This is a genomic window from Faecalimonas umbilicata, assembly GCF_042846195.1.
Lineage (GTDB): Bacteria > Bacillota > Clostridia > Lachnospirales > Lachnospiraceae > Faecalimonas > Faecalimonas umbilicata.
This window is the reverse complement of record NZ_AP031411.1, coordinates 1,185,717-1,208,633: the sequence shown is the minus strand read 5'-3', so window position 1 is coordinate 1,208,633 and position 22,917 is coordinate 1,185,717. Positions and strand designations below refer to the sequence as shown.

Annotated in this window: 24 protein-coding genes and 1 pseudogene; all 25 read right to left on the bottom strand. The window is 39.9% G+C overall.

Annotation, left to right across the window (positions count from 1 at the left end; translation table 11 throughout):
• Window positions 1-50 precede the first annotated feature (50 nt).
• The 25 genes and pseudogenes from ACGG81_RS05765 to ACGG81_RS05645 all read right to left on the bottom strand — a co-directional run bounded on the left by ACGG81_RS05765 (window position 51) and on the right by ACGG81_RS05645 (window position 22,904).
• Window positions 51-524, bottom strand: a complete 474-nt coding sequence (locus tag ACGG81_RS05765; RefSeq protein ID WP_390110054.1) for a hypothetical protein — start codon at window positions 522-524, stop codon at window positions 51-53.
• A gap of 24 nt (window positions 525-548) precedes the next feature.
• Entirely contained in the window at window positions 549-1,067 is a 519-nt protein-coding gene (locus ACGG81_RS05760) for a ClbS/DfsB family four-helix bundle protein (RefSeq protein WP_390110051.1), read from the bottom strand.
• Window positions 1,068-1,120: 53 nt separating this feature from the next.
• On the bottom strand, window positions 1,121-1,477 hold the full coding sequence (locus ACGG81_RS05755; RefSeq protein WP_390110049.1) for a DUF3592 domain-containing protein: 357 nt from the start codon (window positions 1,475-1,477) through the stop codon (window positions 1,121-1,123).
• A 152-nt stretch (window positions 1,478-1,629) separates the two neighbouring features.
• Window positions 1,630-2,025, bottom strand: coding sequence for a hypothetical protein (locus ACGG81_RS05750; RefSeq protein WP_016439137.1), 396 nt, complete (start codon window positions 2,023-2,025; stop codon window positions 1,630-1,632).
• A 47-nt stretch (window positions 2,026-2,072) separates the two neighbouring features.
• Window positions 2,073-2,828 (bottom strand): hypothetical protein, encoded by a 756-nt coding sequence (locus ACGG81_RS05745; RefSeq protein WP_120091443.1) that lies wholly within the window; start codon window positions 2,826-2,828, stop codon window positions 2,073-2,075.
• 19 nt (window positions 2,829-2,847) lie between these two features.
• On the bottom strand, window positions 2,848-3,177 hold the full coding sequence (locus ACGG81_RS05740) for a hypothetical protein (protein WP_016439140.1): 330 nt from the start codon (window positions 3,175-3,177) through the stop codon (window positions 2,848-2,850).
• A gap of 52 nt (window positions 3,178-3,229) precedes the next feature.
• Window positions 3,230-3,499, bottom strand: a complete 270-nt coding sequence (locus ACGG81_RS05735) for a DUF5963 family protein (RefSeq protein ID WP_155882744.1) — start codon at window positions 3,497-3,499, stop codon at window positions 3,230-3,232.
• A gap of 54 nt (window positions 3,500-3,553) precedes the next feature.
• A complete protein-coding gene (locus ACGG81_RS05730; RefSeq protein WP_270665964.1) occupies window positions 3,554-4,114 on the bottom strand; it encodes an HD family hydrolase in 561 nt (186 codons plus the stop codon).
• Window positions 4,115-4,151: 37 nt separating this feature from the next.
• Entirely contained in the window at window positions 4,152-4,325 is a 174-nt protein-coding gene (locus ACGG81_RS05725) for an HD domain-containing protein (RefSeq protein ID WP_390110044.1), read from the bottom strand.
• A gap of 324 nt (window positions 4,326-4,649) precedes the next feature.
• A complete protein-coding gene (locus ACGG81_RS05720) occupies window positions 4,650-5,801 on the bottom strand; it encodes an IS91 family transposase (protein WP_390107600.1) in 1,152 nt (383 codons plus the stop codon).
• Between the two features lie 2 nt (window positions 5,802-5,803).
• Complete coding sequence (locus ACGG81_RS05715) at window positions 5,804-6,643, bottom strand: tyrosine-type recombinase/integrase (RefSeq protein ID WP_120091263.1); 840 nt, start codon at window positions 6,641-6,643, stop codon at window positions 5,804-5,806.
• A gap of 278 nt (window positions 6,644-6,921) precedes the next feature.
• Window positions 6,922-7,573 (bottom strand): annotated as a pseudogene (locus tag ACGG81_RS05710) (hypothetical protein).
• Between the two features lie 30 nt (window positions 7,574-7,603).
• Window positions 7,604-7,768 carry a hypothetical protein gene (locus ACGG81_RS05705; RefSeq protein WP_016439144.1) on the bottom strand — a complete coding sequence of 55 codons (165 nt, stop codon included), beginning with the start codon at window positions 7,766-7,768 and terminating at the stop codon, window positions 7,604-7,606.
• 303 nt (window positions 7,769-8,071) lie between these two features.
• The gene (locus ACGG81_RS05700; RefSeq protein WP_270665965.1) at window positions 8,072-8,605 is read right to left on the bottom strand and encodes a hypothetical protein; all 534 of its coding nucleotides are present in this window, start codon (window positions 8,603-8,605) and stop codon (window positions 8,072-8,074) included.
• Entirely contained in the window at window positions 8,606-9,334 is a 729-nt protein-coding gene (locus ACGG81_RS05695; protein WP_270665966.1) for a recombinase family protein, read from the bottom strand.
• The gene (locus ACGG81_RS05690) at window positions 9,321-9,473 is read right to left on the bottom strand and encodes a hypothetical protein (protein ID WP_270665967.1); all 153 of its coding nucleotides are present in this window, start codon (window positions 9,471-9,473) and stop codon (window positions 9,321-9,323) included. Before ACGG81_RS05690 ends, ACGG81_RS05695 begins: the two co-directional genes overlap by 14 nt.
• A gap of 455 nt (window positions 9,474-9,928) precedes the next feature.
• Window positions 9,929-11,233, bottom strand: coding sequence for a group II intron reverse transcriptase/maturase (gene ltrA / locus ACGG81_RS05685; RefSeq protein ID WP_270665968.1), 1,305 nt, complete (start codon window positions 11,231-11,233; stop codon window positions 9,929-9,931).
• Window positions 11,234-11,849: 616 nt separating this feature from the next.
• Window positions 11,850-12,578, bottom strand: a complete 729-nt coding sequence (nadE, locus tag ACGG81_RS05680; protein WP_270672002.1) for an NAD(+) synthase — start codon at window positions 12,576-12,578, stop codon at window positions 11,850-11,852.
• A gap of 17 nt (window positions 12,579-12,595) precedes the next feature.
• A complete protein-coding gene (locus ACGG81_RS05675; RefSeq protein WP_016439147.1) occupies window positions 12,596-13,783 on the bottom strand; it encodes an LL-diaminopimelate aminotransferase in 1,188 nt (395 codons plus the stop codon).
• Between the two features lies 1 nt (window position 13,784).
• Window positions 13,785-14,057: a hypothetical protein gene (locus ACGG81_RS05670; RefSeq protein WP_120091431.1), complete on the bottom strand. Its 273-nt coding sequence runs from the start codon at window positions 14,055-14,057 to the stop codon at window positions 13,785-13,787.
• 198 nt (window positions 14,058-14,255) lie between these two features.
• Window positions 14,256-17,438, bottom strand: coding sequence for a carbamoyl-phosphate synthase large subunit (carB, locus tag ACGG81_RS05665; RefSeq protein ID WP_117576258.1), 3,183 nt, complete (start codon window positions 17,436-17,438; stop codon window positions 14,256-14,258).
• The gene (carA, locus tag ACGG81_RS05660) at window positions 17,422-18,522 is read right to left on the bottom strand and encodes a glutamine-hydrolyzing carbamoyl-phosphate synthase small subunit (protein WP_016439150.1); all 1,101 of its coding nucleotides are present in this window, start codon (window positions 18,520-18,522) and stop codon (window positions 17,422-17,424) included. Before carA ends, carB begins: the two co-directional genes overlap by 17 nt.
• 20 nt (window positions 18,523-18,542) lie before the next feature.
• On the bottom strand, window positions 18,543-19,961 hold the full coding sequence (purF, locus tag ACGG81_RS05655; RefSeq protein ID WP_117576259.1) for an amidophosphoribosyltransferase: 1,419 nt from the start codon (window positions 19,959-19,961) through the stop codon (window positions 18,543-18,545).
• A 24-nt stretch (window positions 19,962-19,985) separates the two neighbouring features.
• Window positions 19,986-21,269: an SIS domain-containing protein gene (locus tag ACGG81_RS05650; protein WP_330679208.1), complete on the bottom strand. Its 1,284-nt coding sequence runs from the start codon at window positions 21,267-21,269 to the stop codon at window positions 19,986-19,988.
• A gap of 27 nt (window positions 21,270-21,296) precedes the next feature.
• Entirely contained in the window at window positions 21,297-22,904 is a 1,608-nt protein-coding gene (locus ACGG81_RS05645) for a CTP synthase (protein ID WP_251390378.1), read from the bottom strand.
• Window positions 22,905-22,917 lie beyond the last annotated feature (13 nt).

Here is a 22,917-nt window from a genome sequence, read left to right as displayed (position 1 = left end):
AAAATATGATTATACAAAAATCGACCATTCCTATTTTACACTGCTACGCTTTAGTTCTCCACAGCCTGAATAGCCCCATATTTTGTATATGGAAGATATTCTATTCTTAGATATTCATTTTTATCAATATATCCCGAAAATATAGTAATTTCTATTTCCTCGTCTGTCACTTTGTCATGTAGAAAAATACTTCTTCTTTCCGAAGATAGATTCGCACCGCCATGAGATTGTTCCATGACATATCCTTCCGCATAACAATACTGTTTGTTTATGATATAAGGCATATCTAAAGCAACATCTTTCAAATATAAGATCAAGAGAATAGTAACTATCATAAGAAGGCTATTAGCCAATCGAAGAATTTTTATATCATTTTTTCCAGTATAATCTTTTTCTATCACTTCTTTATCAAAAAATATCGAATACACAAACTTTCTCTTTTTAATTAGATAAACGATACAAGCCATGAAAGCTATAACAAATAATGAAACTCTTGTAAATAATCTAAATATGGCAAAATTCATTCTATCACCACCTGATATTCTTATTTACAGTGCTACCCTTTTCCATTTTCTAATCTTAGTTCGAAAAGTTCCGAAAGGCGCAACCGTATTAACATGAATGAACTTGTAGACTTCCCATACCGCTGTTTTTGTAGCATCATCAGCCCATTTTCTCATATGCGGCTGAAATAGTTCTTTCTCGCTCATTGAATCAATCATGGTATGGATCGATGCAATATTTTGTTTTAATTGATCTTTTAATTCTGCTAATGATAAATATGCGTAAGTATCCGTAAACCATTGATATAAATCGCCTAGCTGATTCCACTTAAATAGTTCGGATGGGGTCTGCACTTTTCTTCCTTGTTTCTCATCATTTTCCCATTTCAAAACTAATGTCGTCCATCCAACCTGATAAGCAAGATTTTCTGCCGGGGTTCTGTCCACTTCAATTACTCTCTTATCTTTTAAAGATTCCGGAATATCATCAAATTCGGAAATATACTTTTCAAAACTTTTATTGATTTCATTTTTTAATTCTTCTTTATCCTTGTATGTTCTCAAAATATCTTCTCCTTAAATTCTAATCTGTTTAATAACATGATATCTCTTTAAATTTATAATTGGATCAGCACAAATAGTAACACACTTAAAACTAGTATGATCAGACCCGTTACAATAAATACAGCAGATATCGTGCTTCCCAGAACAGGTCTGTCCACATAACATCTTTTCGGATGATCGGGATTATAGTAAACGGTCATCTTGCTGCCAATAGGCCACAGCTGTTCTGCTAATTCACGCAAGTTTGCAATCGCTCCCGTTTTTATATGCAGCCAGCCTTTTTCATCTTCATAGACGCCTGACGCTACATGTACGGATAGTCCAGATATCCTCTTTGTCAATATCCCACGAAATTTTTTCTTTGCTGTGTAACGATTTCCATCCACAACATATTCCACGATCGGATTCATACTTCCGCCACCCGGAAACTGGTATTACACAACAGTGCCTTCTATCTTTTTCATACACTGCTTCGTTTGTTTTCTTGTCACAAAAGTTATCATCACTCCAGAGAAAATGAAAAGTACTCCTACCCCTCCAACCAATAGAAATCCTAACCATGCTATTTGTATTTTTGATATGATATCCGTCCTTTCCATAACCGGTAAATCAAATAAACAACGAGTGGAATTGCCCCGACTGCCCCGGCAAGTGTGTAAATAGGCCAGGTAAGAAACCCAATAATAATTTTAGGAGCAGCTGAAGTCAGCCACTTTTTAGCGATATGGGAGAAAAATATCAATCCCGCAGGTATCCCGGAAAAAAGCATTCCAAACGAAATGATGCTCCGCGGAAATCCGATCGGTTCCGGAACCGGCATGTCTTGACTTGCCCAAAATGCAATATATTCGGGATCATTGACTTGTTTCATCTGCGTAACTGCTACAAAATAGCCGATCACGCACCCTAAAATCAAAAATGTGAAAATATATAAAATCTGTTTTTTCTCTTTTTTCATACTGGATATCCTTTCCTTTTTCTTACCAATACCGGTAAACCGGCATTTTACTCAGGTACATCTATGGAATAACTCAGGCAGTCGCCTCTCTTATCGCTCTTTAAATCATTGTAATACCACATATAGGTCACTCTGCCATATTCATCAATTTCAATGACACCGTCCGGCTTTTGTCCTTCAATTTCTAATGTATAGATTTCTTTTTCATGCGCATATCCAAACACAAAACGAGTATCCGGATAGTTTGGATTTAAGTCTTGTTGAAAATCACTCAATGTTAAAATAGAATGAAGAAACTTATGAAAATCTGAGCTATATCTACTGTCCGGCTTCGCAGTAACTTGTGTGGAAGTGATAAACGCATAGCGTGTATTTCCATTTTGTATTTGCTTTTTTAAGCGTGCGAATACGAATCCCTGCACCGGATCATCGTTTGTTCCCGCCCGATAAAAAATCGTATCATACTGCTCACCATTCCATATATGAAAAGTTTCATCCACATGATTAAGAAAATCATCCGGAACGGAAAGTTCCTCATTTTCTTCTTTCAGAGCAGAATGTAAAATAGCTTTTTCAATAGAGTCGTAATAGGTAAGCTCTGAATCATTTTTATCATAATCACTCATCGTAAATGCTACATACTCATTATCTTTATTTTCCTCCTCTGGAATATAAGTATAACGACCATTTTCAATGTGATCATCATATTCAAAATCAACAAATAATCCAATACCTATCAGAACTACAAAAATCAGAAAAACGATTCCAATAAGGATGAACAATATTTTCAAAAATTTTTTCATGGAATATCACTTCCTTGTCCTACTGTTTTTTATATTTCTTCTCGATAAACAAGCTATAAATTACCATAAATACTATCGTTTCAATCATTACACCAAATACTGACAGCAAAATATATGGAGTATTTTGAGCACTTAATAAAGGCATTCCTAACACAACAAAAAGCATTCCATAGAAAATAAACAATTTACCCAGTGCATGATTATATCCCTTTATATCTCTTACTGGAAAAGCCTTCATGTTCGCCCAAAAAGCAACCGTCTTTTTTGAAAAATAAGCACATACTCCTATGCCAATCAGAATACAACCAACGATTGCCCATACTATAAATCCTATCATTCGTCCGCCCATATCATATCCTCGATTTCACAAATTTAAATTCATCTCTCCATATTACTGGAATTTATTTATGTTTTACTCTACTGATTCTACTGATAAGTTCTTCAGCAATAGCGCTAAGAAACATACAAATACCACACACTACTCCCATATAAATTTCTATTGTTTTGCCAATGTACTTTGTTCCTGATTTTGTCAGTTCATAAATAGGTATTCCAAATATTTTAACAGGCAATGTATCTACACTTGTGCTATATACATTAATGTCTCCAAAATAAATTGCGACACTCATCAATATTATTGCGACTACAAATCCAATTACCAACACAACTATGATTTTTATTTTTTCTTCATTTATTTTTACCTCATCAGATTCTAATTTAAAATATCAGCACTTGGAAATCTTCTTCATAGTATCTTGTCTAATTTGTTGCCTCAAATCAGACAAGCATTGGGAAAAGCCCACTCTGTCATCCGCATAGGTTAAATTTAATTCAAACTCATTTTCAGACCATGTCGAAATATCAGAAAAATTATGTTGGATCAACGCCTCCAGGTTATCAATTGCTTTATAGATTTTGGCTTCGATTGTCTGCTTTTCTGCCATTTCCTTATACAAGTCTTTCACTTCCTTTTTAGTTACTTCCGGCAATGTATCTATCCAGGCATTCAGCAGATGTTCTTCTGTATCTTCATGTTCTTTTGTTTTTCTAAATGTAGGAATATCACCCGTAAAACATTCCCCTAGATCATGTATAATACACATTTGGATAATTTTATTTATATCGGCATCTGGAAATTCATTTTTCATAAAAAATGCCATGAGAGTCATCATCCAACTATGTTCAGCAACACTTTCCTGACGTCCTTTCGATGTATAACAATGTCTAGTCGTATCTTTCAACCTCTCTGCTACAGCCAATGCCTGCAATAATTCTTTTTCTTCCATCTTAATTTCTCCTTCAAATCCTGATTTCCTATTTTTATCAGCTTTCTAAATTGGAATTTATGAACTTAATACTGTTACCAACGATAAGAGTCATCATCCAACTATGTTCAGCAACACTTTCCTGACGTCCTTTCGATGTATAACAATGTCTAGTCGTATCTTTCAACCTCTCTGCTACAGCCAATGCCTGCAATAATTCTTTTTCTTCCATCTTAATTTCTCCTTCAAATCCTGATTTCCTATTTTTATCAGCTTTCTAAATTGATTAGAAACCAATCGAAGTTGGTGTAAACGATAAAGCAGCTTATAGATTGCTGATAAACTGCCCTGTCGTTTGCACCAATTTCGATTTTTCTATAGTGAACAAAGTCGTGTCCGGATAGCCGGAATATATGGAGTTTCAATTCGTTTCTTTTGTAGAAAAAAACTGTTTTGATTAAAATATTGTATCAGATTTCTTTATAGAAAAAGATATTTTTCCACAACAAACAGGCCTCATTTCTGCGGCTTCGTAAAAATATTTAATTATTGGTTTTTAAATCCGTAAAGGTATCCGTTGCTGAGGGGTTCCGAGATGTCCTCCACAGCATTTACAAACAGAAACCTTGATTCCATAAAGTGTTTCCAATATTTGAGCTGTTTTCATATTTTTCAGTCGAGACAGATATTGCCTGCAGCCAAGAAGATTTCTACATAGTGTAAGTTGTTTGGTTTTGCTTCGGGTGCACAGCAGACCATAATGTCTGATCCGGACAAATCGTTTCGGTGGTACGTGCATAAGGAATCTACGGATAAATTCAACTCCGGGGATAGTCAATTCTTTCCATTTACCTGCTTCACGGTAGTCCTTCACATAGTATGTGACAGTATCTTCATCCATGCGGATAATACGGCGATTACTGATAGCAATTCTGTGTATGTACTTACCAAGGTAATGAATAACAGACTGTGCACCGTTAAAGGCTTTCTTACAGTGTGGAATCCAGTCTTTTTCATAGCAGATATTTATCAGCTCTTTGAAGGCATAGTGATTCCGGTATTTTTCACTGCTTCCGTGAAATTGAAGTTTTTTATTTTTCCATAAAGTTTTCAGTTCATCCAGATATTTTCCACGGAAAAGTTTAGATAACACTTTAACAGGGAAAAAGAACTCTTCACCTTTATCGCGCCACTGATTCTTAGCAGTCAATCCACCACCGAGAAGAATGACATGGATATGGGGATGGAAATTCATTTCAGATCCCCATGTATGCAGGATACAGATGTATCCGACCTTTGCACCCAGATATTTTTCATCCTCAGCAAGTTCATTTATCGTGGAAGAGACAGAATGATACAAGGCATTATACAGGAGCTTCTGGTTACAATAGATTAAAGGATTCAGTTCCTGAGGGACTGTAAATACCACATGGAAGTAAGGTGCTTCCAAAACGTCTTCCCGTTGGGCATCCATCCACTTTTCGGTAGGAAGAGCTTGACACATAGGACAGCATCTGTTACGACAGGAATTGTAGTGAATCTGAAGATGGCCACAATCTTCACAAACACTGACATTTGCTCCATAAGCGCCGGTCTTGCAGTTCATAATGGAGTGTGAAACTTTTGCCTGTTCCGCAGAAGGTGTATATCTGTCCAGATATTTGAGATAAAAAGAGTGAAATATATCCTGTACAGTTGGATTTTCCATGCCTAATCCTCCTGCACGTCAAAAGGACTTTTAATTCCCAATAGTGTTTTGTTACTCACATGAAGATATATTTCTGTGGATTTTGGGTCTGTATGTCCTAATAATGCTTGAATATATTTAATGTCACAACCCGCTTCCAAAAGATGGCTTGCAAAACTATGCCTGAAAGTATGAGAAGAAAAATGTTTCGTAATGCCAGCCTTTTTTGCACTTATTTTTAAGAATTGATTTACACTTGAAATATCAAGGTAATTGTGAGTCCATTGACTTGGGAACAGTATATCCCTTGGTTTACCGCATTGAAACCAGTATTCTGTAAGTAAATCCAGTGTACGGTCGGCAAGAATAGTATATCGGTCTCTTCGGTTTTTGGTATTGCGTATATGAATAGACTTATTACTTCTGGATATATCGTCATAGTGCAGATGTACCACTTCTGATACACGAAGTCCACCAGAATACATGGTTGCAATCATTGCTTTATGTTTCAAATTTTTAGTTGCATCAAGAATAGAATTGATTTCATCCTTTGAAAGAACAACAGGAAGAGCCCGATCGCGTTTCATGCGGGCGATTTCATCTTCGTCCCAGTATAGTTTTAAGATTCTTTTATACATAAAACGTATAGCAGAATAATAATGATTATAAGTTTCCGGCATGACTCCAGATAACCTTTTTGCAGTTAAAAAAGCATCCGCGTCATCAATAATCAGTTCATCCCATGGCTTCCCTGTATAATCTAAAAAATGTCTAATCGTATGACAGTAGGCATTAGCTGTGGATGGCTTTAAATTTTTCTTTTCCGCAGCGAGTTTGATTTGATTATAAATATCTTCGTACATAAAATATCCTCCGTAAAATAAATGAAATTTTATAAGTTCCACATGCCTTTACGGAGGAGCATTCGCTTGATAAAACCGCTTGTAGAAACGGTGGAAAAATGGTATTCTTTTCATAGGCAGTGGTAGGGAACTAAGCCCGTATTTGAAGTTTGTTTTTGGTGGTACTTAAACAATACTATCTTGGGAGAATCCTGTCACTGCTTTTTTAGAAAACTAAAGTAAGAAACTGTGCAATAGCCTTGGAAGGCCATCGCGCAGCGATTTTGTTCAATTGGAATTTATGAACTTAATACTGTTACCAACGATAAATATCTTTCTGTTTTTTTCTTAATATCATCTTCACTAACACCATAAAAGATATACAAATCTTTTGAAATTTTTTGAAATTGTTTCATTACTTTCTTATTTCCAGAATACGATATCGCGAATATATTCCAAATATAATCTATATTCATTTCAAGAGAATCATCACCTATTCTTATTTCATATAGATGGAAGTTCATAGGAATTACATTATCTGGCATTTCGGCAATCATTTCTCTTCGTGCCTCTATTTTATAAAGATATTCTCTAATAGATTTTTCGTTGTAAATATTCGGCTTTGGAATATCCTTCATTTCACCTAAAATTTCTGGTTTATGCTGTAAAATCAAACTCTCCTTTAGATTGTTTTGTTGTTCAATATATTTTCTCTCAGATGAATTAGTTTCAATTAGATTGTAGCTATTCTTTGCATATTGTACTAACTCATCAAGAGTATGTTCGCCTGCAACATACTTTCTTCTCTGCTCTCTTACGTTTAAATCTGTAGAGAATACTTCGTATCCTTACTTTTAGAGGTCTTTTCTGTGCTCTACCAGCTATAAAAATACTTGTTGGACCATCTGCACCACCTATTATTGAAACTCCACTTTTACTTTTTCCTTTCATAAATGTTCATCCTCGCAACTTCAAATTTTGTTATTTAGATTTATCCTTGAAAAAGCCAATTAAAATTAAAGCAATACCGAGAATTGCTACTGGAATATAAATAACATTAGGTATATGATAAACAAATCTATCAATTCCAGACATAACAATATAAATAATAATTCCCACACTGATTAAAATGCTTTTATCTTTCATAGTTGGTCTCCTTTACACCTTTCAAATTTATCATTCTCTCTAACATAAATTATATCACGCTAAAAATGAACAGTCATTCTTTTTCAGTTATCTAATTAAAATTCATTATATATAGAAAAAGACACTATATTTCAAGTGTCATTCTCTTATACAACAGTATTCTGCAAGCAGGTAAACACAGGTTATTCCTTAATATCCTTTTGTTTGGGAAACTCCGTTCTCCCATTTAGATATTGTTTGTTCTTCTGTCAAGTAAGGACTAAAAAAAATTATAATTTTTTTATTTCTGCACAAATCCGTATATCAACCACACTTATGCATAGTCTGCGTATCTAAAAAACCGCTGTCAAACTTCCAACAGATTTCTATTCTATTATCGGAATATACTTTCACTTTGTCAATCAGCTTCTCTTTTATTTCTTCCGTAAGTTCCATCTGATCAGCGTAACATTTCAACTGACTGATATTCTTTTCTATCTGTTGATGATTTTCCTGCTGTATTTCCTGTCTGCTCTGAAGCTCCTGCAACCGTTGTTCCAATCTTGCAGTTTCTTCATCATATTTCTTCTTTTCCATAAGGAAATCTTCTCTGGATAACTTACCATCTGTGTACTGTTCATAGAGTGGCATCCAAGTCTTTTTCAATGTGGCAATGGACTTTATCAAAGTAGTAATCTCTGCTCTTTCCGAATATGAAGTCACCTTTTTCTTTGCTTCTTTGGATAGTTCAGCTGCTTTGATAAACAACTGTATCTGCTGCTTTAGTGCCGCTAAAACCGTCTGGTCTGCTTCTTCAAAGCTTATAACTGCACTTCGGCATTTGCATTCTTTTACCACTTATCTCTGATGACATCTGAGGAATTTTTTATCCTTTTGCATTTTCCTGCCACAATATCCACAATGATAGATATTTTTACCGGACTTACCACTCAACCTAAATTCCATCTGCCGAAACATTGTATTTGCCTTTACAAAAAGCTCATAAGATACAATAGGCTCATGCGTATCTTCTACTCTTACCCATTCAGAAGGTGGTGTTTTTACACGCTTTCCTCTGACCGTAAAGGAAGTAGTTTTTAATGAAATCATTGTCCCGGTATATCTTTCATCTTTTATCATGCTCCGAATTCTATCATCTGTCCAATAGCATTTTGCACTATATCGGCTCCATTCTTTCTGATAACCTTGCATATTCTGAAATTCAGACGGAGCCGGAACACCTCGCTCATTCAACATCTTAGCAACACCCAACATTTCACTTACATGAAGCTGAATAGACTTTAATACTGCATCCATCAAATCTGCTTCGCTGATACGGTGTGAGGAACAATGATTTTTATTTTTCTTATTGGTAGAGCATACATAATATACATACTGCTTTCCATTCGCCGGAACCGTCTTACGCACCATACTGTCAAGACAGTCCCCACATACCAGAACGCCAGACAATGGATATACCTTATTCTCTCCCGGCGAACATCTGGTATCTAATTTAAGAAGTTCCTGGGCTAAATCAAAATCCCGTCTGTTAATGATAGCCTCATGGTTATTCTCAATGCGAATCAAACTCTATTTCTCTTTCGTTCCGTCGATTCATCATAAAAATAAAACGCTCAATATACTGTTCTGGCTGTTCCTGACTCATAAGCGCAAGCGGTGTTGTCTCTAACGCCTGAACAACCCTCAAATATGTATCCAGACTCATTGCCCGTCTTCCATTTTCAATACTTTTTATTGTGTCTACAGATACATCCGCTCGTTCTGCCAGTTCCGCTTGTGAAATGCACAGCCTTTTTCTTTCTTAAGCTGCTCCTCCACACCTTTCTCTCCATATATCTGCCACATTTACTACAGTTAATTCCGAGTAGTTATTGGACTTAGGTTTGTTGTGCAACCTTATCCTTAACTATAGCCTGATGTGATTTCTGTTCGTCAGACCAGAGATTTGCCTCCACCTTCCTTCAGATTCCCCTCACGTTAATCATAGTCTTGCCATGAATAGGACACCCTTGGTCTTGGCTGTATCCTTCCCACTACTAGGGCGGATTAGGGTAGGGTCAAGCGATGGCGCGGTAGTTTCCGTTTCCATCGCCTGCCACCTCAAACCGTGCATAAGGTTCTCCCTCACACGGCTTTCCGATAATCTTCTTCCCGCAGCATTCAAAAGACCGCCACATATCTTTTCTTATTTAGATAATAAAAGTACTCTATTCCACTGGTTGCATACCACTTTCGAAATCCATACAACACATGCTCTCTGTATTTCTTCTGCTTTCGCCTGTAATACACCCGTCTCCATAGCTTCATCCACACGTATTCATCAAGCTGTTTAAATCGTTTTGTTGAGTTTCCATGCTGAAAGTAATTTCTCCATCCTCTTATAAGTGGATTTAATTTCTCCACCTTTTGCTCCAGACCCTCATAGGCTGACTTTCTGCAAGTAATTACTCTGATTGCGTCCTTCACCTTTTTCATCGCCTTTTTACTAGGCATCATATAAGGCAACTTTCGTCCGCTTTTGGTTTTACCAAACTTCTGGTAACGGAATCCAAGAAAGTCAAAGCTCTCCTTATTCATATCTATAACCTTTGTTTTTTGCGGATTCAATGTCAGTTTCAACTTAGCCATTATTCTTTTCAGATGCTCAAACGCTAATTCTGCATCTTTTCTTGTTCTGCACACAATCACTGCATCATCTGCATATCTGACTATGACGCCCAGTTCTTTATGATTTTCCCAGTAGGAGTCCAATACATGAAGATAGATATTTGCTAACAACGGACTAATGACTCCTCCTTGCGGTGAGCCTTTTTCCGTTGGATAATATTTCCCATTTTCAATGACTCCTGACTGTAACCACTGTCTGCATAACTTAATGACCCTTCTATCACTGATGCGACGATTTAATAATCCCAGTAGTATTTCATGATTGATGTTGTCGAAGTATCCCTGTATGTCCGCATCTACTACATACCAGTTTTTATATAATTCTTTTTTCACTTTTTCTGTAGCCTGTTTTGCATCTCTTTTAGGACGGAATCCATAAGAACTATCCAGAAAATTTGCTTCAAAGATAGGTTCTATCACTATCTTACAGGCTTGTTGCACAATCCTGTCTCTAATAGTCGGAATCCCCAATGGTCTTTGCTTCCCATCCGGTTTTGGAATGTATACTCTCTTTACCGGTTTAGGTCTGTATTTCTTATTCTTTAAATCCTCTTGAATATCCAACAAGTATTCTTCTACTCCGTATTCCTCAATCATTTCAAAGGTAATGCCGTCAATCCCAGCGCTCCCCTTGTTTTCTCGCACTTCTTTCCATGCCCGCCACAAAATATCCAGGCGAAAGATACGGTCATACAACGCATGAAATCTGCGTTGCTTATCCTTTTTGGCTGTCAGGTATAGATTACGTTGAAGTTGTCGTGATTTTTCTGTTGAGTGTTGTTGTCCAATATTTGGCATGCACTATCACTTACCTTCCCGTTAATCTTGATTAAAGCAGAGCCCCTTTTCTCCCATTGTTTTTCTTACCAATAGTTCATAGATACTATGGGCTCCTCCGACTTCTCATACCACTTCTCAAGAAATTTCGCATGCGTGCTTATATCCTCAGTTACATACTTGTGGTTATATGATGGTATGAGATCTCTTCTGTTCCGTTATCAACTTTCATAACATTCCGCTCCCTCTACACCGAAGGGTTCCTCAATGCTGTACTCCAGTATCCCCACATCTTCCATGGTCTTCGTCAGAAAGTCAGTGACTCGACTCCCTCTTGTCCCTTACAGGGCTAACGTAACGATGCTACAGGATTCACTTTATGTTACGGACTGCTATTTTGCACCTGTTTCTCACAGGCATACCTCGCTTCAACACAGTCGGTCATCCAAAAGCATTGGAGGTTCGCTACAAGGCTCACTGGCGATTACCTTGACCAGACTTTCACTGGCAAGCTGATAACAGCTTGCAGAACACACAACTTTCATCCATTAGCGACGTGCGCCGCAAGGCGCACCCAGAAAACGGATGGCAACTATCAGTCACCACCCGTTTTCTTCAGAACGCTGTTAATATTCAGTTATTTATATACAAATCCTGGCATCGGCTCAATTTTAAACTGATTCCTATGATGCAGCGAATCTATCCGTGCCTTTGTTTCCATATTCTTTGTAACGCCATGTCTTATATACTCATCCAGCTCTGCATAGGTAAACCCCAGATTTTCCTCATCTGTTTTCCCGCAAAGTCCATCACTAGGAGTCTTTTCAACCAATTCAGCAGGCAGTCCCAACTCCATTCCGATCTTCTTAACCTCTGTAACAGTCAAATTACACAGTGGGCTGAAATCACCAGCACCATCTCCATAGCGGGTTGCATATCCTACCCAGTCCTCAGACAAATTACAGGTATTTGCCACCCTGCCATTCATGCTTTGTGATACTGCATACAATGTTGTCATACGCACTCTGGCTGGAAGATTGGTCTTTGTCTGTACAGAAATTTCCGGCAAAATCCCGATACTTTTTGTAACTGCATCAACAGACTCCTTTATATTTACTATAAAGTATCTGATACCCAGATGTTGCACAAGCTTGTACGCCATATCAATATCCCCCTGTTCCCCACACGGCATCAAGACTCCGATAACACGCTCTTTTCCCAGTGCTTCCACACATAAAGCGGCTACAACAGAACTATCTTTTCCACCGGAAATTCCTACAACTGCATTACAGTCCTGTCCGTTCTGTTCAAAAAAATCTCTGATCCAGTCAATACAGTCCTTTGTTACCTTTCCTGCATCGAACATCTCCTGCACCTCTTTTCTCATTTTGAAAGCAGCTTTACAAGTCTTTCTGCCGCTTCTTTTGTATCTTCCGGTGAGCCAAAAGTTGAAAACCGGAAATAGCCTTCTCCACAGGCTCCAAACCCTTCTCCCGGTGTTCCCACAACCTGAATTTCATGTAACAGATAATCAAAAAACTCCCAGCTTCCCATTCCATTTGGACACTTCATCCAGATATATGGAGCATTCTTTCCTCCGCAATACCAGATTCCAAGCTGATCAAGCGCTTTCATCAGCACCTTTGCATTTTTCTTATAAATACGGATATTTTCGTGAATCTGTTTCTGTCCTTCCTCCGTAAAAACTGCTGCCCCACCTTTCTGAATAATGTAAGACACACCATTTGTCTTTGTTGTACGATTGCGTACCCACATTTCATTCAGGTTCATTCCACTCCGTTTCAATGCTTTTGGTATTACCGTATATCCAAGTCTGGTTCCCGTAAAACCGGCAGTCTTGGACAGCGAGCAGATTTCAATCGCACATGTTTTTGCTCCATCCAGTTCAAAAATACTATGCGGAAGAGTTTCATCCTCAATAAAAGCCTCATATGCTGCATCAAAGAGAATCACGGAACCATTCTCATTGGCAAAATCTACCCATGCCTGAAGCTGATTACGTGAAAAAACGGCTCCGGTAGGATTGTTTGGTGAGCATATATAGAGTAAGTCTGCTTTTATTTCTTCGCTCGGCTCAGGCAAAAAGCTATTTTCTTCCCCGGAAGCCAGATGGACAATCTTCCTTCCTGCCATCACATTCGCATCCACATACGCAGGATAAGCCGGCTCAATCACCAATGCAGAACCGGAACGTTCAAACAAGTCTAAAATATCCCCAAGCTCATCGCTTGCTCCACTTGAAACAAACACCTCGTCTGAGGACAAAGAAACGCCTCTGTTTTCATAATACTTTGCAATCGTATCCCTCAAAAATGAGGCACCACACTCAGGCATATATCCATGAAAACTGCTTTTTGAAGCCTGATCATCCACAGCCTCATGCAATGCCTTGATTACGGCATCGCATAATGGCAGTGAAACATCTCCAATACCCATTCTTAAAAGCTTTACTCCCGGATGCTGCTCTACATAAGCCTTGGTTTTCTGAGCAATATTGTAAAAAAGATAGGAATCTTTTAATTCGCTGTAATGCATATTTGGTCTGATCATGTTATTCTCCTCCCTGTATGATTCGATATCTAATAATTCTGATGGACAATTCGCCCAATGCCCTTGCAAAAAGAATTCTTGAATGAAGTCTCTTTCCAAGTTTTCTATGAGATTTTGTCACATTATTTCCGTGCAGCCTGTGTTCTAAGACGGTATATTCCAAATGAACGCTGCTTTTCAATAAATTTGCTGCCATGGCAATCCATGTATCATGGGATTCCATATACTTTGGAAACGTTAAGATAACTTCTTTCAATTCCCTCTTGAATGCCATGGCACATCCATAATAAGATGCCTTCCCTCCAAATATTCTGGAGATATTTAGCATATAGTTACAGGAGTCTTTTGCCTGTAATCAATCAAAAGTTTTCTTACTCCTGTTTCCCCGTTTGTCTATGGCAACCATATTTCCTGTAACAAGCATAACCGAATATCGCTGTATTACATGAAGCATTTTTTCCAGGCAATCCTTTCATTCAGCATCTATCGTAGATATACCAATGGTCACTTCCTCCAGCACATCTAAAAGTACCTTTACCGTGTCCAGAGATGTCAGCATGGTAATATTGTTCTGTGTTGCCGCACTTCGGATTGCAACACCATCTTCATAATGAACACCGGAAAGAATTGCACGGGTATTGATGACATAGCTGACGTATCCTGCACGGATCGCATCCAGTATCTCACTGCTTCCTTCCGATGGTTTCCCCAGTATACGGGTACGGATTCCATGCTGTTTCAAATGCTCTCCCGTAAGAGAGGTTGCTTCTATATTAAAGCCCATATCATAAAAGCGTCTGATAAGCGGAAGGGCTTCGTCTTTATCCTCATCTGCAAGCGTCACAATGACTGTTCCATAATTCTGTACACGAATACCGGAAGCAATCATGGCTTTATACATTGCCCTGTGAAGCTTCTTATCATATCCGATTGCTTCTCCCGTTGATTTCATTTCGGGTGACAGGTAAGCATCCATACCACTTAACTTTGCAAAGGAAAATGCAGGCACTTTCACATACCACCTCTTCTTTTCTTCGGGATAGCTCACAGTAATCCCCTGCTCCTTCAGGCTCTTTCCAAGAATGACTTTCGTTGCAATATCAGCCAATGGATATCCGGTTGCTTTTGACAAAAATGGAACTGTTCTTGAAGAACGCGGATTTACCTCAATGATAGATACATTCTCCTGTCTGTCCACGATAAACTGGATATTAAACAGTCCCACAATGCCAATGCCAATACCTAGTTTTTTCGCATAGTCCAAAATCGTAGCCTTTACCTTATCTGAAATGCTAAACGTCGGATATACACTGATGGAATCGCCGGAATGAACCCCTGTCCTTTCTACCAACTCCATGATTCCCGGAACAAATACGTCCGTACCGTCACAAATGGCATCAATTTCGACTTCTTTCCCACAGATGTATTTGTCTACCAATACCGGTTTATCTTCATCAATCTCTACCGCAGTTTTCAGATAGTGCCGCAGGTGTTCTTCCTTTGCCACGATCTGCATGGCTCTTCCGCCAAGTACAAAGCTTGGACGTACCAGCACCGGATAACCGATCTCTTCTGCCGCTTTTACGCCATCTTCTATATTCGTTACAGCCTGTCCTTTCGGCTGTGGGATAGAAAGCTCTGACAACAGCTTTTCAAAAGCATCTCTGTTTTCTGCTTTTTCGATTGCAGCACAGTCCGTGCCAATCAGCTTCACCCCACGTTCCTGCAGTGGATTTGCCAGGTTGATTGCAGTTTGACCGCCAAGTGATGCAATAATTCCATCCGGCTTCTCCATTTCGATCACATTCATAACATCTTCTACGCAAAGAGGCTCAAAATACAGCTTGTCGGATGTGGTATAATCCGTAGACACAGTTTCCGGATTATTATTGATGATGATCGCCTCATATCCGGCTTCTTTAATGGTTTTCACTGCATGTACCGTGGAATAATCAAACTCCACGCCCTGACCGATACGAATAGGACCGGAGCCCAATACAATGATTTTCTTCCTGTCTTCCACGATCGATTCATTTTCATCCTCATAAGTAGAATAAAAATAAGGAACATAGCTTTCAAATTCCGATGCACAGGTATCAATCATTTTATAGACTGGGAAAATGCCATGTGTCTTACGCATTTCATAAATGTCCGTTTCCATCATATTCCACAGCCACCCAACTGCTCTATCTGAGAAGCCTGCCTTCTTTGCCTGATACAAAAGCTCTCTGTTACCGGTACACTGCTTCAATTCTTTCTCCATATCAATGATTTTTTTCATCTTATCAAGGAAGAAACGGTCAATGCGTGTCTGCTCCCTGATATCGGAAACCGATTCGCCCATTCGGAGCAACCGGGCAATGGCAAAGATACGGTCATCTGTGCCGATTTTGATATATTCCATCAAAGCCTTTTTATCTTCTTTTTCAAACTTTTCCATATACAGATGATTTACGCCTGTTTCCAGAGAACGGATTGCTTTTAACAGACTCTCCTCAAAGGTTCTGCCAACACTCATGACTTCCCCGGTTGCTTTCATCTGTGTACCCAGCTTCTGATTTGCATCGGTAAATTTATCAAATGGAAAACGCGGCATTTTTGTTACCACATAATCCAGTGCCGGTTCAAAGGATGCAGGCGTATTTACCAGCATAATCTCATCCAGAGTCATTCCCACACTGATTTTTGCCGATACCCTTGCAATCGGATATCCGCTTGCCTTTGATGCCAATGCAGAGGAACGGGATACGCGCGGATTTACCTCTATCAGATAATACTGAAAAGAATCCGGATCAAGTGCAAACTGTACATTACAGCCTCCCTCCACCTTCAAGGCACGGATGATTTTCAAAGCACTGTCACGGAGCATCTGATATTCTTTATTCGTCAGTGTCTGTGACGGACATACCACAATGGAATCTCCCGTGTGGATTCCTACCGGGTCCAGATTTTCCATATTGCAGATCGTGATTGCTGTGTCATTGGCATCACGGATCACTTCATATTCAATTTCTTTAAAGCCCTTGATACTTTTTTCTATCAGCACCTGATGAACCGGTGACAAAGCAAGGGCATTTTTAATCAATCCCAGGAACTCCTGCTCATCATCTGCAAAGCCGCCGCCGGTTCCGCCAAGGGTAAATGCCGGACGAAGCACCACCGGATATCCGATATTCTCAGCAGCCTTTATGGCTTCCTCCACCGTATTGGCAATGACAGACGGAAGCACCGGCTCTCCTAAGCTTTCACAAAGCTCTTTAAAGAGTTCTCTGTCCTCTGCCCTTTCAATGCTCTCACTGCTGGTTCCCAAAAGCTCCACACGGCACTCTTTTAAAATGCCTTTTTTCTCAAGCTGCATTGCCAGATTAAGTCCGGTCTGACCACCAATTCCCGGTACGATGGCATCTGGACGCTCATGACGGACAATCTTTGCAACATATTCCAATGTCAACGGTTCCATATACACCTTATCTGCAATGGTGGTATCTGTCATAATCGTTGCCGGATTGGAGTTGCATAAGACAACCTCATACCCTTCTTCTTTCAGTGCAAGACATGCCTGGGTCCCTGCATAGTCAAATTCTGCCGCCTGACCAATCACAATCGGACCGGAACCAATGACAAGTATTTTCTTCAAATCAGTTCTTTTCGCCATCTTTTGTTCCCTCCATCATTTCTATAAACTGTTCAAACAGATAACCGCTGTCCTGCGGGCCCGGTGCGCTTTCCGGGTGATACTGCACACTAAACACCTTGTCCTCCTCACAGGCAACACCTTCTACTGTCTGATCCAGCAGATTCAGGTGCGTTACTTTCAATCGGGTATTCGCAAGACTTTCCCTGTCCACTGCATAGGAATGGTTCTGGGAGGTAATCTCTATCTTTCCTGTCAGAAGATTTTTTACCGGATGATTTCCTCCCCTGTGTCCAAATTTTAACTTATAGGTCCTTGCCCCATATGCAAGGGAAATGATCTGATGACCAAGGCAGATTCCAAAGATCGGATATTTTCCCCGTAAGCCTCTCACCAGTTCTATGACCGGCTGCACATCCATCGGGTCTCCCGGACCATTAGATAAAAAGATTCCGTCCGGCTTCATTTTTTCTATTTCTTCCATAGAGGTATTCCATGGAAATACCGTCACATTGCAGCCTCGTCTGTTAAAACTCCTCACAATATTCTGCTTCATTCCACAATCAATGGCGGCCACATGATATTTCTCATCCGGAATCCTATATTGCTGAATCTCTTTTCTGCTCACAAAAGCTACTGCATCTTTTGGTATATCATAGGAACTCAATTTGCAAAGTCCCTCCTGCAGAGAAGTATCAGCATCTGTAATCAATACTTTTCTGCTTCCCAAATCACGAATAGAACGTATCAGCTTTCTGGTATCAATTCCATAAATTCCCGGAATCCGGTATTTCTCCATGATTTCGGATAATGTATATTTACTGCGGAAGTTGGATGGCTGATCGTTATAATCCCTTACAACCAATCCTCCAATCGTCGGTGTTTCTGTTTCAAAATCTTCTTCTGCAATCCCATAGTTACCAATCAGCGGATATGCCATCACAACAGTCTGGTAGGTATAGGACGGATCAGAGATGATTTCCTGATACCCAACTGGAGAGGTATTAAATACGATTTCCGTGATTCTTTCATCAAAGGAACCAAAACCATATCCATAATACTCACTGCCATCTGGGAAAATCAGTTTTCTGTCAAATTTTTTCATAATATATGTCACCCCTCTATCTAAACCCGTTCAGACAGTTTCCTTTCAAAACGGTCTTTACGGAGATCTGCCGGAATTTTGGTTGGATATTCTCCGTTAAAGCAGGCAGCACAATAATCCTCGCTGTCAATCAGCTTACTCAGCTTCTCCACCTCCAAATATCCCAAAGAATCCACTCCGATCATCTCTGCGATCTCTTCCATGCTATGATGGCATGCAATCAGATTTTCTTCTGAGTCAATGTCCGTGCCATAATAGCAGGCATGTAAGAATGGGGGAGCCGAGATTCTCATATGTATCTCTTTCGCTCCTGCGTCACGCAAAAGCTTTACAATACGTTTACTGGTTGTACCTCTTACGATAGAATCATCAATAAGAACGACTCGTTTTCCATCGATTACATTTTTCACAGGAGAAAGCTTAATCCTGACTTTATCCAAACGTTCATTTTGTCCCGGAGAAATGAATGTTCTTCCAATATATTTATTTTTGATCAGTCCTATCCCATAAGGAATGCCGGATTTATTTGCATATCCAAGCGCTGCATCCAGTCCGCTGTCCGGAACTCCGATCACAATATCTGCGTCCACCGGATAACTTTCTGAGAGCAGCTCGCCTGCTCTCATTCGTGATTCATGGACAGATACACTATCTATGACAGAATCCGGTCTTGCAAAATAGATATACTCAAAGATACAGGTTTTCTTTTTCTGCTTACCGCAGTGTTCTTTCCTTGATTCCACTCCATTTTGACTAAACACCAGAATCTCACCCGGAAGCAGATCTCTGACAAATTCTGCGCCTACCGCTGATAATGCGCAGCTTTCTGATGCCACTACATAGGCTCCATCCGGCATCTGTCCATAACAAAGTGGTCTGAATCCATATGGGTCTCTTGCAGCAATCATCTTTGTAGCTGACATCAAAACTAATGAATAAGCCCCTTCCAGTAAATTCATGGTGTTGCTTACCGCTTCTTCTATGCTCGGTGTCATCAGCCTTTCTCTTGTAATCACATAAGCAATGGTTTCTGTATCGCTGGTGGTATGAAAAATGGCTCCTGATAACTCCAGCTTATCACGCAGCTCCAATGCATTACTCAAATTTCCGTTATGTGCCAGTGCCATCTTTCCTTTCTGGTGGTTGACTTCAATGGGCTGGCAGTTATTTCGTGTTGTCCCGCCGGTTGTTCCATATCTTACATGGCCCACTGCCATAGTCCCTTCCGGCAAATGAGATAATGTGTCTTTCGAAAACACTTCGCTTACAAGGCCCAGATCTTTATAGGAAGAAAACACACCATCATCATTCACAACGATCCCGCAGCTCTCCTGTCCTCTGTGCTGCAAGGCATACAATCCATAATAGGTAATCCCTGCCACATTTTCTTTTTGTGTACTCATCACACCGAATACACCACATTCTTCATGAATCGCCATACTCTTTTCCTCCTGCGTATTATTCTACTGTGACCGATTTTGCCAGATTCCTTGGCTTATAATATCACAGCCGCGATTCAGTGCAACATAATAGGCAAAAAGCTGCAAAGGAATCACTCCGAGAACCGGCTGCAAAAGGGAATGGGTCTTTGGTATCACAAACATTTCGGATGCCTGACTGCTAATCAGCTCTGCTGTCTGATCTGTCGTCATTGCGATTACTTCTGCTCCTCTGGATTTTACTTCAACAATATTGGACAAGGATTTTTCCACCAGCGGCTCATAGGTTACCATAGCAACCACCAGTGTTCCCGGTTCTATCAGAGAAATCGTTCCATGTTTCAGTTCTCCTGCCGCATAGGATTCTGAATAAATATAAGAAATCTCTTTCAGCTTTAGAGAGCCCTCCAAACCCAGTGCATAGTCCAGATTACGACCAATATAGAAAACACTGTTATTGTTGAAATATCTGGATGCCGCTTTCTGATAAAGATCCAGATCATTCATAACAACACTTATCTTTTCAGGTAAATCTTGAAGCTCCCTGATAATTGCCGCATATTTTTCTGCTGCGGAAACATCCCACTCAATCAAATGTTTTTCTTTTTCCAGCAGAAATCTGTCTCTGTCAAAGATCTGAACATCATCTGCCGTAATGACTGCCACTTCATCATCTTCCATATAAGTAACTGTCCTTGTATGTGCAAGAAGTGCAGTAACATCAGAGGCAATGTAATTTCCCTCCTGACCGTAACCAATCAGCAGAGGGGCGTCTTTTCTTGCTGCAACCATCTGTCCCGGAAAATCAGAACAGAGAATGCCCATAGCATAAGCACCTTTGATACGATTTAAAACCGCATACACTGCATCCATCAGATTGGATTTCTTCCTATAATAATATTCCAGTAACTGGACGATTACCTCTGTATCCGTATCAGAAGAAAAAACGACTCCTTTACGGATAAGAGAGTTTTTGATCTCCAGATAATTTTCTATGATGCCATTATGGACAACCGCAATCTTTCCTTCCTGCCCAACATGGGGATGTGCATTTGTATCATTTGGTTCCCCATGGGTTGCCCATTTGGTGTGACCAATGCCGATATTCCCCGACAAAGGATTTTGAGAGTCCAGCAATTCCCGCAGAACAGACAGACGTCCTTTGCTCTTTTTTACCTGTAATCTCCCATCCGCTGATACGACCGCAACTCCTGCTGAATCATATCCTCTGTATTCCAGTCGTTCCAGACCATCAAGCAATATCGGAACAGCTTCTGTCTTTCCTGCAAATCCAATAATTCCACACATTTTTTCTACTCCTCTTTTCGTTTCGACTTAATCAGCGTTTCTTTTTAATAAAGCTGCCGAAACGAATCCTTTAAACAGTGGATGAGACTGATTTGGGCGGCTCTTAAATTCCGGATGAAACTGTACGCCTACAAAAAACGGATGCTCCTTAAGTTCTACGGTTTCCACCAGTCTGTCATCCGGAGAAGTACCGCTGATCACAAGTCCTGCTCTCATCAGTTCCTCACGATATTTATTATTAAACTCATAGCGATGGCGATGGCGCTCATGGATCAGTTTGTTACCATAGCATTGTTCCATTTTCGTTCCGGCTTTAATGCTGCATGGATAGCTTCCCAAACGGAGCGTACCGCCTTTATCAATTTCCTCACTCTGTCCCGGCATAAAATCAATGACCTTATGGGCACACTGTTCATCAAATTCACCCGAATGAGCACATTTAAGTCCCAGAACATTCCTTGCAAATTCGATGACGGCAATCTGCATACCTAGACAGATACCAAAGTAAGGAATCTGATTTTCACGGGCATAGTTTGCTGACAGGATCATTCCTTCGATACCACGATTTCCAAATCCGCCCGGAACGATGATCCCATCCAGACCTTCCAATATTTCCTTTACATTGTCCGACCTGATATTTTCTGAATCAATCCAGTGGATTTTCACAAACGTATTCAGTTCATACCCTGCATGGTTCATTGCTTCTGCCACAGACAGGTATGCATCATGGAGCTTTACATACTTTCCAACCAGACCGATGTGGACTTCCCGGGAACGGTTTCGGATGCGTTCCACCATCTGTTCCCAATCTTCCAGCTCCGGTTTCGGCGCATCAATGTGAAGTTCTCTGCAAACAACATCTGAGAATCCGGACTTTTCCAACATCAGCGGTGCTTCGTAGAGGTTCTGTAACGTCCTGTTCCCAATCACGCAATCCGGTTTCACATTGCAAAAAAGAGAAATTTTCTGAAAGATGGATTCTTCCAATGGTTTATCAGAACGCAGCACTATAATATTTGGATTGATACCCATTCCTCGAAGCTCCTTGACAGAGTGCTGCGTTGGTTTTGACTTATGTTCTTCAGAGCCACTCAAATAAGGGACTAACGTCACATGGATAAATAAACTGTTCTCCCCGCCAACCTCCAATGAAATCTGACGTACTGCTTCCAGAAATGGTTGGGATTCAATATCCCCAATGGTTCCTCCAATCTCCGTGATCACTACATCTGCATCCGTCTTTTTTCCTACACGGTACACAAATTCCTTAATCTCATTTGTGATATGGGGAATCACCTGAACCGTGGAACCTAAGTATTCTCCTCTTCGTTCCTTGTTTAATACATTCCAATAAACCTTTCCAGTCGTCAGATTGGAGTATTGATTCAGATCTTCATCAATAAATCTCTCATAATGCCCCAGGTCCAGATCCGTTTCTGCTCCATCTTCGGTTACATATACTTCGCCATGCTGATACGGGCTCATGGTTCCGGGGTCTACGTTAATATATGGGTCTAACTTCTGTGCTGCCACTTTTAAGCCCCTTGCTTTTAAAAGACGTCCAAGAGAAGCGGCGGTAATCCCTTTTCCCAGACCGGATACTACACCTCCAGTCACAAATATATATTTAGTCATAATCTTTCACTTC

What these genes read in the sequence shown, in the direction of transcription:
- ACGG81_RS05765 (WP_390110054.1), bottom strand. Translation starts at nt 524, where the DNA reads ATGAATTTTGCCATATTTAGATTATTTACAAGAGTTTCATTATTTGTT.
- ACGG81_RS05755 (WP_390110049.1), bottom strand. Translation starts at nt 1,477, where the DNA reads ATGAATCCGATCGTGGAATATGTTGTGGATGGAAATCGTTACACAGCA.
- ACGG81_RS05750 (WP_016439137.1), bottom strand. Translation starts at nt 2,025, where the DNA reads ATGAAAAAAGAGAAAAAACAGATTTTATATATTTTCACATTTTTGATT.
- ACGG81_RS05745 (WP_120091443.1), bottom strand. Translation starts at nt 2,828, where the DNA reads ATGAAAAAATTTTTGAAAATATTGTTCATCCTTATTGGAATCGTTTTT.
- ACGG81_RS05740 (WP_016439140.1), bottom strand. Translation starts at nt 3,177, where the DNA reads ATGGGCGGACGAATGATAGGATTTATAGTATGGGCAATCGTTGGTTGT.
- ACGG81_RS05730 (WP_270665964.1), bottom strand. Translation starts at nt 4,114, where the DNA reads ATGGAAGAAAAAGAATTATTGCAGGCATTGGCTGTAGCAGAGAGGTTG.
- ACGG81_RS05725 (WP_390110044.1), bottom strand. Translation starts at nt 4,325, where the DNA reads ATGGAAGAAAAAGAATTATTGCAGGCATTGGCTGTAGCAGAGAGGTTG.
- ACGG81_RS05720 (WP_390107600.1), bottom strand. Translation starts at nt 5,801, where the DNA reads ATGGAAAATCCAACTGTACAGGATATATTTCACTCTTTTTATCTCAAA.
- ACGG81_RS05715 (WP_120091263.1), bottom strand. Translation starts at nt 6,643, where the DNA reads ATGTACGAAGATATTTATAATCAAATCAAACTCGCTGCGGAAAAGAAA.
- ACGG81_RS05705 (WP_016439144.1), bottom strand. Translation starts at nt 7,768, where the DNA reads ATGAAAGATAAAAGCATTTTAATCAGTGTGGGAATTATTATTTATATT.
- ACGG81_RS05690 (WP_270665967.1), bottom strand. Translation starts at nt 9,473, where the DNA reads ATGAGTCTGGATACATATTTGAGGGTTGTTCAGGCGTTAGAGACAACA.
- ltrA (WP_270665968.1), bottom strand. Translation starts at nt 11,233, where the DNA reads ATGCCAAATATTGGACAACAACACTCAACAGAAAAATCACGACAACTT.
- nadE (WP_270672002.1), bottom strand. Translation starts at nt 12,578, where the DNA reads ATGTTCGATGCAGGAAAGGTAACAAAGGACTGTATTGACTGGATCAGA.
- ACGG81_RS05675 (WP_016439147.1), bottom strand. Translation starts at nt 13,783, where the DNA reads ATGATCAGACCAAATATGCATTACAGCGAATTAAAAGATTCCTATCTT.
- ACGG81_RS05670 (WP_120091431.1), bottom strand. Translation starts at nt 14,057, where the DNA reads ATGGCATTCAAGAGGGAATTGAAAGAAGTTATCTTAACGTTTCCAAAG.
- carB (WP_117576258.1), bottom strand. Translation starts at nt 17,438, where the DNA reads ATGGCGAAAAGAACTGATTTGAAGAAAATACTTGTCATTGGTTCCGGT.
- carA (WP_016439150.1), bottom strand. Translation starts at nt 18,522, where the DNA reads ATGAAAAAATTTGACAGAAAACTGATTTTCCCAGATGGCAGTGAGTAT.
- purF (WP_117576259.1), bottom strand. Translation starts at nt 19,961, where the DNA reads ATGGCGATTCATGAAGAATGTGGTGTATTCGGTGTGATGAGTACACAA.
- ACGG81_RS05650 (WP_330679208.1), bottom strand. Translation starts at nt 21,269, where the DNA reads ATGTGTGGAATTATTGGATTTGCAGGAAAGACAGAAGCTGTTCCGATA.
- ACGG81_RS05645 (WP_251390378.1), bottom strand. Translation starts at nt 22,904, where the DNA reads ATGACTAAATATATATTTGTGACTGGAGGTGTAGTATCCGGTCTGGGA.